Raw genomic sequence first — 13,956 nt, forward strand, 5'->3', positions numbered from 1 at the left:
TCCTTGGCCGAGGGGCTACAGCGGCAACGATCGCACTTACGCCTCCTCCTACGATGCAAACCACCCTACTTCACCTGCCATCCACGCCGCGCCATCGCGCCATGGCCGCTGCCGCGGCGGCCTTGTCGGTTATTGCCGCCGTGCTCGTCTGGCCGCACGCCAAGAATGCCGGACCGGTCATTCCCGCCTTCTTGCCGGTATTCGCCACCTGGGTCACGGTCACCGAAGGACTGACTGCGCTGCTGCTCTGGACACAGTACGCGGTCTCGGGGCGGCTGCTGTTCGCGGCGCTCAGCGGCGCTTATGCGTTTACCAGCGTGATCGCCGCCATTCAACTGCTCGTGTTTCCAGGGATTTTCTCGCCAACCGGCCTGCTTGGCGCAGGCCCCCAAACGGCGATCTGGATCTGGGTCTTCTGGCACGGCGGCTTCCCGGCCCTCGTGACGGCCTCGTTGATATCCCGCTCCATTCCATCGAGCTTGACGCAGCGGACGCGCGGCAGAGCGATCGCGCTGGGTGCCGTCGCCCTGGCGCTCGCGTTGTGCGCGCTCGCGACCGCCGGCCAATCGCATCTTCCGCCGTTTGTCGCGCAGTCCGGGTCCTATGCGCAGCTATCGAGCAGCCCCGCCGGACTCATTGTCGAAGCGATCAGTCTCGCCGCGCTCGGACTTCATGTCTCGACCACCCGCCTGCGGTCGCTGATGGATTTGTGGCTCGGGGTCGCGCTGCTCGGCGCGCTGATCGACGTGACGCTGACTCTGTCGGCGAGCGCGCGTTACAGCGTGGGCTGGTACGCCGCGCGCGGAGCCTCCATGGTGTCATCGAGCGCCGTGCTCGGGATGCTCATCTACGAGACGATGGGCCTCTATCAGCATCTGTCCGACACCCACCGGCGACTGGTCGAGACCTCCGCGCGAGACGGCCTCACGGGCGTCTTCAACCGCGCCTACTTCGATGAACGCTTCGCGCGCGAGTTTTCATTGGCTTCCGCGAGCAGCCAGCCCTTGTGCGTCCTGCTGATCGACGTGGACCACTTCAAGCAATACAACGACGCGTTCGGTCATCTCGCCGGCGATGAGTGCCTGAAACGCGTCGCGAGCGCGCTTGCGAGCGCCTTGCGCCGGCAAAGCGATTTCGTCGCGCGTTACGGCGGCGAAGAGTTCGTCGTGGTGCTGCCCGCCTGTGAACAGGCGGCGGCGCTGCGCGTCGGACAATCGCTCAGAACGGCGGTGGAGCAGCTCGGTATTCCCTCGGCATCGCCCGGTGGCGGCCCGGTCACCGTATCAATCGGCGTCGCTTGCACGCTCCCGAACGGGCCAGAGACGGCCACCGCGCTGCTGGGCCTCGCCGACGCCGCCCTGTACCGGGCCAAGGCGCGCGGCCGCAATCGAGTGGTCGATGCAGCCGAGCTTTCCGACCGGACGACTGCCTCGAAGAAAACCGCCGGCAGCGAGCGCTTCAGCCACTAGCTGCGCACGGGCCGCGCAACGCTTCGCAGCTTGATGTGCGTCGGCCAGTCAGGGACAGGCGGTTCCCTGCGATCCACCTCCGCCATGCCATGGGCAATGGCGAACTGCCTGGCCGACAAGGCGCACGGAAACTCGCCGAGCGCGCCGCTTGCGCGCACGTCGCCGTTGGGCGTATTGACCACGACCATCGCGGTATAGAACTCGCCATCGTCGATAACGATGGGCGACAGCGTGCACCCCTTGTACAGGATTTCGTATTCAGCTTCCATGACCGCCTTCTCTCAGTTATCTAGTGCTTTTCCCAGATCATAGAGCAAGGTCGGCAATTCGTACACAGTTCTTAAACTCGTTCAGCAATTTTTTCGGACGAATTGGCGAACCGTTGTGCCACCGTCATCGCGCTCGCCGGTCACCGGTGTTTCCCGCGAATGGCGCGACAGCTAGCGCGAAAGCTTCGTCGCGAGTAGTCCACGCGGCGCGGCCCGAATGCGCCGCCGGATAAGCCCACGTCAGGCAGCCGCGCCCGCGCTCTCGATCGCTTCACGCAGCTGGACGACATCGACGGGCTTCGTGAAATGGAAGTCGAATCCCGCCTGGCCAGTCCGCTCCCGGTCCTGCGGCTGTCCCCAGCCGGTGATGGCGATGATCGTCACGTCCTTCGTTGCCGACGTCGCGCGAATTCGCCGGGCGACGTCGCACCCGCTCATGCCGGGCAGGCCGAGGTCCAGCAGAATCACTTCCGGGCCGTAGTGCCTCAGGATGTCGATGGCTTCCTCGCCCGAATAGACTGTTCGCACCTCGTGCCCTTCAAGTTCGAGCAGCGCGCTCAGCGCATCCGCCGCATCGATATTGTCGTCAACGACCAGTATGCGATGCTTCGCCCCCGCCAGCGTGACGGCGGCCGGGTCGCGGACCGGTGCCGGCGCGGCCACCACGCGGGATTCGGCCGGAAGGTGAATGGAAAAGCAACTGCCTCGATTCTTTCCCGCGCTTGATGCGGTGAGTCGGCCGCCATGCAACTCCACCAGCGACTTCGACAGCGCAAGCCCGATCCCAAGCCCGCCCTGGCGGTGGTGATCGGGGTTCACCTGCGAGAACATCGAGAAGATGGCGGACAGCTTGTCGGGATCGATTCCGATTCCATTGTCGGCGACTGACAGCACGATCGCGTTATCGTCGGCAGTCGCGGTCAGTTCGATGCGCCCACCCGGCGGCGTGTATTTGGCGGCGTTCGTCAGCAGGTTGCCGAGTACTTGCGCGAGCCGCAGGCGGTCAGCCTCGACATGCAAGGGCCGGGCGGGCGGTTGGATGACAAGCTCGTGCGCCTTGGCTTCGAGAACCGGCCTCGCGATTTCGACTGCTTCGTCGATGACTTCCCTGAGCGCCACCGTTTCCTTGCGAAGCCTGAGCGCGCCACGCGTGATGCGCGACACATCGAGCAGATCGTCGAGCAGCAGCGCCATTGCAGCGGACTGCCGATGCAGCACCGCGACGCACCACTTCCTGCGCTCGTCGGTCAGATCGGCTTGCTCCAGAATCTCCGCGACCTGTCTGATCGGCGCGAGCGGGTTGCGCAGCTCATGCGCGAGCGTGGCGAGAAACTCGTCCTTGCGCCGGTCTGCGTCCGAGAGCGCGCGTTCTGCCCGCACGCGCGGCGTGACGTCGCCGAACCACGCCACGACGGAACCGCCCAGTGACGCGGCGACGACGTGAAACCATTGCTCGCCGTCAGCGCCATCGACGCGCACGTCGAAAGCGTCGCGCCCGTCGCGTTCGGCCAACGGCGCGAGACGGTCGAGCAGCAGGTCCGCGTCCCACCCCGCAGGCCGCACATACAAGGTGGAGCTGCCCACCACCACCCCTGCGGCCGGGTTGAAGAGCCGCGCGGCCGCCTCGTTGAGATAGTCCCAACGAAGCTCCGCGATGTGCCCCTCGCGCACGACCGGTGTGACGATGAAAAACGGAATGCCCGCGCTATTGAGCGCGACGTCGAACCGGTGCCGCGCATCGCGCTCGACTTGCAGAAGGCGATCTGCCGCGTCATGCGTCGCGGCTTCGGCCCGCCCCGCTCGACGGGCCAACTGGGACAGTTGTTGCCCGGCCATCACCAGCAATGCGCCGACGATCGCGTAGGCTAGCAACACGACGCGGTCTTCGGACTGCGGCACGGCGAGCGTGCCGACAGGCTGCATCCATAAGGCACCGAACGCGATGCCGCTCGCCCACAGCAAGGCTCCCGAGAAAGCGCCGAACAGCACCGTGACGATCGGCAGCGCGGCGCTGATGAGAAGGAACGGCAGCCGTCCGTGCGCGATCATGGTCAGGGCTTGCTGCGCGGCGAGGATGGAGGCGGTTGACGCAAGACCGAGCAGAAGTCGCTTCTTGAGCGGATATTGGGCGATTCGAACGATCATGTTTGCGGCCCGCTTGTCGAATATTTGTCCGCCGCATTATCCATTCCTCGCATGCGAAAAGACACCGCGACGTCCCGGCCGACGAAAAAAAAAGCTCCGGCGCGACCCGGAGCTTGAGGATAACAACGATGCGGCTAAGCCGCTTATGCACGAAGAGTCAAGTGCGACGGAGCGGAACGCGGCAGAACTTTTTGCGGCTTGCGCCACGCTTCAACCGGACGCCGGCAACACTGATGCACGTCTGTTACGCAACGCGATGCAATAAGAAGCCGCGCGTTCGTTGTATCGAATCTTGCGACTCGGTGGCACTTCTAGTTCGCCGAGCAAATCGACGATAACGCGGCATCGAGCTCTCTCTGCTTTTTGCCGTCGCGCGCCTCGACCCAACGCAGAGCCTGTCGCGATGTCGATGCAATCGGGTCGGTCATGCGCTGGAGTAACGCGGTCGCGGGCGAAACGACGGCCACGTTCGCCATCATTCCCTGGTCTTCATGATCCAGGATGTGGCAATGCATGACGAACTCGCCGGTGAAATCCTGATAGGCCGTGCGCATCACGAGTTTATAGCCGGGCTTGACGAAGAACGTGTCGCGGATCACGTCCTTCATGCCGCAGTATTCGGTGTCGCCGGTTGCCAGTTCCGCCGCCGTGCATCCGCCCGATGGATCGAAGATCGAATTGCCTGCCGGATTCCGGATGTCCATCACACGGAACGGATTGACGTGAATATGGAACACGTGCCCACCGGCGGCCGTCGCGTTGATGATCCATTGATCGACGTTCCCGAGCACGCCCTTGAAAGGAATCAGCGAAGGATCATACGTCTCGCCGTTGATGACGAAGCGGAATGCGCCGGGATTCGCGGCATTCGGCGTCACGTCGAATGTCACGGATACCTGATTATCTGGCGTCACATCGACGGGAATCCGCGGTGCGAACGCACGCAGATCGAGCGATGCGAGATCGGTCTTGGCGGGCTCCGGCAAGGCGGGATTCGCTTCGACAAGCTGGTTGCGAATGTACTGCCAGTACTTCGAGTGACTGCCGAGCGTGGTCGACGGGATCGTCACGCCCTGACCGACGCGCGCGATGCCCAGCAGGCGACGGTCCTTCACCGCTCCCGACTTCGGGCGGAAGCTGATGGTCGCGGCCGCTTGCCCCGCCTCATCCAGTATGCAGTACAGCCCCGGTGACGGAAACGCAACGAGCACGTCGCTGCGATAGCCGGGGTTGAGCGTGTTCACGTCCTTCTCGATCATCGACTGCATCGTCAGGCCGTCTTCGGCGAATTCCAGCTGCTTCACCGTCTCGCCGCCGCACACGGCGTCGAGCGTCGTTGTTTGTCCCAGCGCGGACTTGTTTCGTCCAAGCAGAGCGGTGAACGAACCGGCCGCCTTGTCGACCTGGGCTTGCGTGACAGACGGTGAATCCGCCTGACCCAATGCAGCGAGGTTGGCGCGCACGATCTTCACGTTGATCGTATCGCGGTTGCCGCCGTGAACCATGCGCCAGCGTCGCACTTCGCCGGCCGGGATGAAGCTCGTCGCGCTCGGATAGACAGGCTGGACCTCGCCGTTGATCTGCGTGTAACGGCCGGAAATGGCCCACGTCGTGTTGAATTGGCCAATATGCGCCGGGCGCGGGTCGGCCGCGAACGTGAGCTGCTTGTCGTAACCCCGAATCTCGCCGACTGCGCCCTTCGGACAGGTCCATTGATGCGTCAGCGGATCGACGAGCGGGACGTCGGATGTTGGACTGTCGAAGCAGCCGTATTCGATTTGCTGAAACAGCATCACGTGTTCGCGCATGGGCTGCTTTCCGCCCGCTCGCGTGAGGATGGTGTCGATATCCGCGCTGCCGTCGGCGACGCCCGCCCGCGCCGCCCGCGTGCCGCGCACGATCAGCACGCCGGCCATCCCGCTCGATACATCGATGGCGGTCGAGCCGTGCAGATGAGCGTGATACCAGAAGGTGCCCGACGGATGATTCGACGGCAGCTGGTACGCGTACTTCTGCGTGGCGCCCGGCGGCACCGAGAGCAGCACGTTGTCGGAAGAACCGGACGGCGACACATGCAGGCCGTGCGTATGCAGATTCGTATGGTTGAAGCAGTGCGGGGTCGTGTGGTCGGCGACACTCGCGCAGGTCGCTTCGGGATCCGCCGGCAATGCGTTGTTCAGCGTGACATTGAGCGTGGCGCCATGCTTCACACTGATCGTCGGTCCCGTCGGACAGCCGTTGTACGAGCGGAGATTGACGGTATCGAACGCGTTGGTGTCGGGGTTGAAGATGCGATAGCTGCCCATCTGCGCCTTGAGCATGACCGACGCGGAATTGCCTGTCGGATTGAGCCCTCGCAAGCACTGCTGCTGGATCGCTGGCGACGCGCCTCCGCCTGCTTTCGACGCTGCCGCGTTATCGGATGCCGCGTCGCTCGTATCGTCGAGATCGACGAAGGAGCGCGCGGCCGGCGCGCTTTGCGCCTGACAGGTCAAGGGCGCGAGCGTCGAGCAAAGCATCGCGGCGAGAAGCAGCGTAAGGGTATTCGGGCGGACCATATCCAGGCTAGGAGCAGTAAGCAAGAGGCGTGGCCCGTGCAACATGCAGGCTCGGCTGTTTCAAAGTGAGTTCGACGACGAGCCGCCCGGCGATGACGCATGCCGGCCGATGCTGACGGGCGCAGACAATGAGCAGGAAAAAAACGCCACGCAAAAGCGCAAGGCGCGGCCGACCGCAGACCTTACGGCAATACGGCTGACTCCTTCCGCCGAAAGTTCGATAGATTCCGCCGCGCGGCTAGGCCGCAGCGAGCTTTGCTGCTGGTAGCCCTCGTTCGAACGCGTGCGGAAAATGGTGGCTTCTGCGCTCTTTGCGGCTCAAAACGTGGCGAAGCCGTCGGCTTTCAGAGCCGGCTGAGGGAGAGCCGTTGGACTGATCGCAGCCTTGCGCCGCGAGCGTTTCTCTGTGGGTCCGTTCCAACGTTCTTGGCGAGCGTCTTGTGGATGGCGCGTCGATCACGCGCCTTCTCTACCGTCCGAATTCGAGCGATTCGACAGCCGTATCGCCGAACGCATCGTTCCGACAGAACATCGCGACGTCGCGCCTGTACTGCGCGATGTGCATGGCCGGCCGCATTTCAGATGGACGCGGAACCGCGCTGCGGTTCGGCGTCCACGTTTCGATGCTAACCCTAGAAGCGGTGTCGCACGCCCACGGTAGCCTCGACCTGATTCGATGTCGATGCGGGCGCGCTGATACCGTTGATCCAGGCGACCCCGAGAGGGTTGCCAGCCCTCGCGCTCACGCTTTGATAGGTGCTTTGAATGTACACGTCCGTGCGCTTGGAGAAGGCGTAATTGGCTAGCGCGCTCACCTGATTCCAGTGCGGCGCACCGCCACCCGCGTTGCCTCCGGCGCGTGAGTAAGTGTAGGCGGCCGCGAGCATGACTGCAGGCGTCAAGGCAAAGCGCACGTTTCCTTCATAGTTCTGGAAGTGTGTGTTGAAGCCAGTCAGAAACAGTTCGGTCAGGTTCGTTTGCGTATAGACCAGGCCCGCGACGAACGGCCCGATCGCATAATTCACGCCTCCGCCCCACGTCTGTTGCCGACGAGCGAGTGCGCCCAATGGCACGGACGTTGGCGTCAGCAGGCCTGACAACGAGGTTCCCAGGGTATCCGTGACCGCCCCGCTCGTGTTGAGTTGTGCCGGGGTCGCTGCCGAATTGTTCAGGTGCAGATATCCGGCGCCGACGTTCAACGGGCCCCACGCGTACGACATGCCGACACTGTACGCACGGTTATTCGCGAAGCCGCCGGCAAGGTTCGAGAACCCGTACAGCGCGCCGAGTTTGAAGCCCGCGAAATCGGGACTTTGATACTTCACCGAATTGTTGATCTGAAACGAGTCGTTCAAGTTGTCGATATCGAACGGATGGGCGAAGTGCGTGCCGCCATACTGCGTTCCGGTAAGCGAGAGCGGTCCGAGGAAGTCGACCATGTCGTCCGTTTGACGCCCCAGGGTCAGCGAGCCGAAGTCGCGACTGGAAACGCCCACGTAGGCCAAACGGTTGAAGATGCGATTGGCAGATGAGAACTGCCCGTTATTGATGTTGAAGCCGTTCTCCAGGTTGAAGATCGCCTGCAGTCCGCCGCCGAGATCTTCCGCACCGCGCAGCCCCCAACGACTGTACTGAACGCCGCCGCTCGTCATCTGCCAGTTGCTGTGACCACCGGCTCCTGTGCCGGTGATCTGGCTGTTCGTGTAAGTCAGGCCTGCGTCGATCAGGCCATAGAGCGTCACGCTGCTTTGCGCTTGCGCCGTACCGGCCAGGGTAGCCAGCGCCGCTCCGGCAATCAGAGTTCTCTTCATGTGCAACTCCACGGTTGAAGTGTTTTTCATTAAACGCTTCACGCCACCCCGTGCCGCAACGCCCTCTCTACGGAGAAGCTTCCGTCGTCCCAAAAGAATAGCGTCAATTTGGTCTGCGAAGCTATCGGACGCATGGTTCGTCGCTGAATCGCAACACGTGGCGTTGCGCTTTGTGGCTGATGACCGCTCGAATGAAACGGTTAAGTAGTCGTTGATTGGTTGTCCTGCCGTTGACGTTTGCGAGCCGAAAATTCGTGATCGAACACCCTTGTTTTCCGAGTCGAAATTACCGTCCACTTGTTCGCCTGTTACGCGACAAGCGACCGCAGTACCGGCCTCGAATCCCGCCGAGGAAACACCGTGCAGGCACATGCAATGCACATCAATAGTAAGTCCGGCCATGTTGCAGTCGGGAGATCGACTCTCCCGCCGAGGCGGCGCACTACCGTAATTGGGCGGCGTTTGGCACACCGGAATCATGAACGCTGACCCGGAGAAGACCATGAGCGAAATTGCTCGAGACCTCATCGAAATGCTTGCCTTTGCGGCGTCGCAGGCAGTGACGCAAGAAGCCATACGCCAGACGGCAATGAACATCATCGCGCCCGGCGTTGCCGACCTTCGAGGAGGCTGTTGACCATCCGAGGAGACGGGAAGGCATGCCTAATTCATGGCTCGCGTACGGACGGTGGCTGGATGCAACGTTGTTCGGAGCCAGGCGATCACCCGCTTTCGAAATAGGAACCATCGAATGCGCGGGCATCGCCTGTCCTGTGCAGGAAACGATCATCGATAGCGTGCCGTTCTGCGACTTGCGCCGCTTTGCGGCGAAGAAACACGCGACGCAGGTTTCGCGTTCCAGCACGCGAACCGCGATCCTGCTGTGCGCGCCGCTCGCGGGTCATCATGCGGTGATGCTGCGGGAAGCCGTCGAAACGCTGCTACACGACGGCGACGTCTACGTCACCGACTGGCAGGATGCCCGCGACGTTCCTCCCGATGCGGGCCCGTTGAGCCTCGACGACTATGTGATGACGCTCGAACGCTTCGTGCAACACGTGCAACGCGAGCATGACATCGTCCATATGCTCGCAATCTGCCAGGCGGCGCCCGCGGCCCTCGCCGCCGCCGCGCTTTTGGCGGATGCGGGCAAGTGTCGGCTTGCAAGCATCACGCTGATGGGCGGCCCGGTGGACGCGCGGCTCAATCCCACGGCACTCGAACGGTTCGCGAGCAACCACGATATCGCCTGGTTTCGCGACTTCACCATCGACACCGTGCCGCAACCCTATGCAGGCGCGACGAGGCGGGTTTATCCCGGCCATCTCCAGCGCGCTGCGCTATTCGCGGCACATCCCGAGCGGCAAAGCGCAATAGGCGTGCGCTACTGGCTAAGCGCCATGAATCTTTCGGCGGAACCCTTTGCAAACACGCGGCGCGAACTCGACGAATACGCAGCCGTGCTGGATATGCCAGAGGCCTATTTCCTGGACATCATTCGCGTCGTCTTTCAGGACGCGTTGCCTGCGCGCGGACTCTGGCACGTCGACTCAAGGAAAGTACGGCCCGAGACTTTGAGAGAAACGCCGCTCTGCACCATCGAAGGAGATCGCGACGACATCACCGGCGAGGGCCAGACTCACGCGGCGCATGCGTTATGCGCCGCGGATCGCACTCCGCAGTGGCGACTGACCATCGACGACTGCAACCACTACGATCTGTTCACCGGGCCTCGCTGGCGCGACGCTATTCATCCGGCGCTCGCGGAATTCTGGCAAGGCGTCAACGCGGACAAGAAGCAAGACGGGCGGCACCAGCACGGTCATTAATGGAGACCTGCACTCTTTCCCGTGCGTCCTGAAGCTCGGCGGTTATCGGTCCTTGCCCGCCCGACCTTCGGCAACACTGCATGCCCACGCTCCCTCTCACCCCCCTTTAACGGCGCAAACAAAGAAACCGCGCCCAAAAGCCGTGCATCGTGACGCGTTCCAGTGCAAGCCATCACCTGGACCGCGCATGTCTCGCCCGACATAGCGCGGAGAAGCCCAAATCTCCGCGCTTGGCACGCTTCCCGCTTTAACCGTTGTGCAAGGAGCCGGCGCGTCATCCGGTTCACCAAACAATCTGAAATGGACGGCTAGGGTTCCGGTCTGCTCGCAGACGCTGGTCCGAGAGCTGTCGACCTCGAACGAGGTTACACGGCGGGACAAAAGCCCGGGAGAGAACGCGATGTTTGCGCTGCTCCCTGCCGTCGCCAACCGTCTCCTCCGAGGTCAACCTCATGCGCAAGCTCGTCCGCTGTCTCGGCATCGCCGCCGTTTCCCTCGTCACGCTCGCCTCGAGCGCCGCGTTCGCCGCGCCCCGCAACGACTTCAAGGTGTGCTGGACCATCTATGCGGGCTGGATGCCCTGGGGTCAGGCCAAGACTCAAGGCATCGTGTCGAAGTGGGCGAAGAAGTACGGCATCAATGTCGATGTCGTGCAGTTGAACGACTACGTCGAGTCCATCAATCAATACACGGCCGGCAAGTTCGATGGCTGCGCCATGACCAACATGGACGCGCTCACCATTCCGGCCGCGGGCGGCGTCGATTCGACCGCGCTCATCGTGAGCGACTACTCCAACGGCAACGACGGCGTGCTCATGAAGGGCAAGGGCAAGCAGATCGCCGATCTGAAGGGCCAGCAAGTCAACCTCGTGCAGTTCTCCGTGTCGCATTATCTGCTCGCACGCGCGCTCGACAGCGCCCATATGAGCGAGCGCGATCTCAAGGTCGTCAATACATCCGATGCCGATATCTCAGGCGCATTCGCGACGCCGGCCGTTCACAACGCGGTGACATGGAACCCGATGCTCGCCGATCTCAAGGCACAGCCCAGCGTCACCGAAGTCTTCGATTCCAGCAAGATTCCCGGCGAAATCATGGACATGATGGTCGTCAACACGAAGACGCTGCAGGAGAACCCGGCGCTCGGCAAGGCGCTGACCGGCGCATGGTTCGAGATGGTCGCGCTGATGCACGGCAACTCCGCCGAGACCACGAACGCGCTCAGCGCAATGGCGAAGTCTTCCGGCACCGATCTCGCAAACTTCAAAGGCCAGCTGTCCACCACTGCGCTCTTCTACACGCCGAAAGCCGCGCTCGATTTCGTCACGAGCCCCGACATGCCGAAGATCATGACGCGCGTCGCGAAGTTCTCGTTCGATCACGGCCTGCTCGGTCAGGACGCGAAGAGCGCGGACGCGGTGGGCATGGCGTTCGACAAGGGCGTCGTGATCGGCAACAAGAGCAATGTCAAGCTGCGCTTCGATCCGACCTATGTCGAGATGGCCGCAGCGGGCAAGCTCTGATCATCTTCGAGTCTTCAACGAGGCGGTCACCATGCGACTCATCAATCGACATCCGAGCAGGACCGGCGGCCTGATGCTGCTGCTGTTGCCGTTCGTCGTGCTGTTTGCGGTCTATTTCACCGGATCGTCGATGCGGCTTTCGGTCAATCCCGACGACAAGCTGTTGCCGAGCGCGGCGCAAATGAGCGTTGCCGTGAAGTCGGTCGCCTTCACCGAGGACAAGCGCACGGGCGAGTATCTGTTGTGGGCCGACACGCTGTCGAGCTTGCGGCGTCTTTGCATCGGCCTCGTGGTGAGCGCGGCGATCGCGCTCGTCGTCGCCATCGCGACAGGCTCGTTCCCGCTCGTCAGCGCGACGCTCTCGCCGTTCATCACGGTCATTTCCATGGTCCCGCCGCTTACCGTGCTGCCCATTCTTTTCATCGTGTTCGGGCTCGACGAGTTGTCGAAGGTCGTGCTGATCGTCGTCGGCATCACGCCGATGATCATTCGCGACCTGCATGCGCGCACAAGCGAGATTCCCGCCGAGTTGTGGGTCAAGGCGCAGACGCTCGGCGCAAGCAGCTGGACGCTGATTCTGCGGCTCGTGCTGCCGCAACTGCTGCCGCGCTTGCTGGTGGCGCTGCGTCTTTCGCTCGGCGCCGCGTGGCTCTTTCTGATCGCGGCGGAAGCGATCGCGTCCACCGACGGCCTCGGCTACCGCATCTTTCTCGTGCGCCGCTATCTGTCGATGGACCTGATTCTGCCGTACGTCGCGTGGATCACGCTGCTCGCGTGGCTCACCGACGAGCTGCTCCGACGCATCACGCAATGGTGCTTCCCGTGGTACGGCGGGAGCGCGCGATGATCGAAGTCCGCAACGTATGGAAGGAATACGGCGATCAGGTCGTGCTGGAACGCCTGAATCTCACCATCAAGGAAGGCGAATTCTGCTCGATGGTCGGCGCTTCGGGCTGCGGCAAGTCGACGTTTCTGCGGCTCTTGCTCGGCCAGGAACGCCCGACGCGCGGCGAGATTCTGCTGGATGGCGCGCCGCTCCCGGGCGAGCCGGACGAGCATCGCGGCGTCGTGTTTCAACGCTATTCCGTGTTCGATCATCTTGACGCGCTGCATAACGTGATGCTCGGTCTCGAACTGCCGCGCGCGAAGTTCACGGGCCGGCTGTTCGGCGCGCAGCGCCGCGCCGCGCGTGACGAAGCGGCCGCGATGCTCGAACGCGTGGGTCTTGGCGCGGCGCTCAACAAATATCCGCAGCAGCTTTCGGGCGGCATGCAGCAACGGCTCGCCATCGCGCAGGCGCTGATGATGAAGCCGCGCGTGCTGTTGCTCGACGAGCCGTTCGGCGCGCTCGATCCGGGCATACGCAAGGACATGCACGCGCTCCTCTCCGAGCTATGGCGCGAATCGAAGCTCACCATCTTCATGGTCACGCACGACCTGAAAGAAGGCTTCACGCTGGGCAGCCGCGTGCTCGTGTTCGACAAGGTTCGCGTGGACCCGCAAGCGCCCGGCGCTTACGGCGCGCGCATCACATACAACATCCCGCTCGATCGCACCCGCGACTCCGCCTCGGCCGTTCATATCGCGCAGGCGGCAGTTCACGGTGCTTCGGACATCGAACTTGTTTCACTGGAGGGAATTCGTCCATGACATTGCTGCTCGAAGAAACCGTCCCCGGTGGCGGGCATACGTCGCTCATCGTGAAACGCGGACAGTCGCTGCGCGTGACGGACCTGCGCGGCGGCGCGAACGTCAGCGTGATGATGGTGAACGCGGCGGAGAAGAGCGAACGGCTGAACCTTCCCGATTCGCTGAAGTGCCAGCACACCGCGAAGCTCACGGCGGGCCATTGCCTCTACTCCGACATGGGGCGCGTGCTGGCCGCGATCGTCGCGGATACGTGCGGCTGGCACGACAGCATTGGCGGCGTATCGAACGCAGAGGAAGTGACCGAGCGCTACGGCGTGGGCCGCTATCAGGAATTGCGCAACGCGTTCTATCGCAACGGCACAGACAATCTGCTCGTGGAGATGGGCAAGTGGGGCCTCGGCATCTCCGATCTGATGATGACGCTGAATCTCTTCAGCCGCGTGGATGTGACCGACGAAGGCGCGCTGCGCTTCGTGCCCGGCAACTCGAAGGGGGGCGACTACGTGGAGCTTTACGCGCCGATGAACACGCTCGTCGTGCTCACGGCCATTCAGCATCCGCTCGACCCGAACCCCGAGTATTCGCCGAAACCCGTCAAGCTCGAACTGAGCACGGCGCAAGCGGATGTCGCCGAACTCTGCCGCACCGCGTGCGACGAGAACGTACGCGGCTTCATCAACACCGAACGCTTTTTTCTGTGAG

At 62.9% G+C, this 13,956-nt stretch carries 11 protein-coding genes and 1 riboswitch; of the genes, 7 read left to right on the forward strand and 4 right to left on the reverse strand.

What is annotated here, in order from left to right; translation table 11 throughout:
- The first annotated feature begins 53 nt into the window (after window positions 1-53).
- Window positions 54-1,469: a sensor domain-containing diguanylate cyclase gene (locus tag LDZ24_RS22135; protein ID WP_248323369.1), complete on the forward strand. Its 1,416-nt coding sequence runs from the start codon at window positions 54-56 to the stop codon at window positions 1,467-1,469.
- On the opposite strand, the gene LDZ24_RS22140 is transcribed toward LDZ24_RS22135, so the two are convergent.
- The 4 genes from LDZ24_RS22140 to LDZ24_RS22155 all read right to left on the reverse strand — a co-directional run bounded on the left by LDZ24_RS22140 (window position 1,466) and on the right by LDZ24_RS22155 (window position 8,252).
- A complete protein-coding gene (locus LDZ24_RS22140) occupies window positions 1,466-1,738 on the reverse strand; it encodes a hypothetical protein (RefSeq protein ID WP_248323370.1) in 273 nt (90 codons plus the stop codon). The genes LDZ24_RS22135 and LDZ24_RS22140 overlap by 4 nt on opposite strands.
- Window positions 1,739-1,978: 240 nt before the next feature.
- Window positions 1,979-3,883 (reverse strand): ATP-binding protein, encoded by a 1,905-nt coding sequence (locus LDZ24_RS22145; RefSeq protein ID WP_248323371.1) that lies wholly within the window; start codon window positions 3,881-3,883, stop codon window positions 1,979-1,981.
- A 311-nt stretch (window positions 3,884-4,194) separates the two neighbouring features.
- A complete protein-coding gene (locus LDZ24_RS22150; RefSeq protein ID WP_248323372.1) occupies window positions 4,195-6,441 on the reverse strand; it encodes a multicopper oxidase family protein in 2,247 nt (748 codons plus the stop codon).
- A gap of 632 nt (window positions 6,442-7,073) precedes the next feature.
- Window positions 7,074-8,252: a porin gene (locus tag LDZ24_RS22155; protein ID WP_248323373.1), complete on the reverse strand. Its 1,179-nt coding sequence runs from the start codon at window positions 8,250-8,252 to the stop codon at window positions 7,074-7,076.
- A gap of 502 nt (window positions 8,253-8,754) precedes the next feature.
- On the opposite strand from LDZ24_RS22155, the gene LDZ24_RS28015 reads away from it, so the two are divergent.
- From LDZ24_RS28015 to LDZ24_RS22180, 6 genes are all read left to right on the forward strand, one after another.
- The gene (locus LDZ24_RS28015; protein WP_256465417.1) at window positions 8,755-8,889 is read left to right on the forward strand and encodes a hypothetical protein; all 135 of its coding nucleotides are present in this window, start codon (window positions 8,755-8,757) and stop codon (window positions 8,887-8,889) included.
- A 22-nt stretch (window positions 8,890-8,911) separates the two neighbouring features.
- Complete coding sequence (phaZ, locus tag LDZ24_RS22160; protein WP_248323374.1) at window positions 8,912-10,081, forward strand: polyhydroxyalkanoate depolymerase; 1,170 nt, start codon at window positions 8,912-8,914, stop codon at window positions 10,079-10,081.
- 297 nt (window positions 10,082-10,378) lie between these two features.
- A riboswitch (guanidine-I (ykkC/yxkD leader) is annotated at window positions 10,379-10,475 on the forward strand.
- Between the two features lie 58 nt (window positions 10,476-10,533).
- Window positions 10,534-11,604: a putative urea ABC transporter substrate-binding protein gene (locus LDZ24_RS22165; protein WP_248323375.1), complete on the forward strand. Its 1,071-nt coding sequence runs from the start codon at window positions 10,534-10,536 to the stop codon at window positions 11,602-11,604.
- Window positions 11,605-11,635: 31 nt separating this feature from the next.
- Window positions 11,636-12,451, forward strand: coding sequence for an ABC transporter permease (locus tag LDZ24_RS22170; RefSeq protein WP_248323376.1), 816 nt, complete (start codon window positions 11,636-11,638; stop codon window positions 12,449-12,451).
- Complete coding sequence (locus LDZ24_RS22175) at window positions 12,448-13,254, forward strand: ABC transporter ATP-binding protein (RefSeq protein ID WP_248323377.1); 807 nt, start codon at window positions 12,448-12,450, stop codon at window positions 13,252-13,254. The genes LDZ24_RS22170 and LDZ24_RS22175 overlap by 4 nt, the downstream gene beginning before the upstream one ends.
- Window positions 13,251-13,955: an urea amidolyase associated protein UAAP1 gene (locus LDZ24_RS22180; RefSeq protein WP_248323378.1), complete on the forward strand. Its 705-nt coding sequence runs from the start codon at window positions 13,251-13,253 to the stop codon at window positions 13,953-13,955. Before LDZ24_RS22175 ends, LDZ24_RS22180 begins: the two co-directional genes overlap by 4 nt.
- Window position 13,956 lies beyond the last annotated feature (1 nt).

The organism is Caballeronia sp. Sq4a (genome assembly GCF_023170545.1).
GTDB lineage: Bacteria > Pseudomonadota > Gammaproteobacteria > Burkholderiales > Burkholderiaceae > Caballeronia.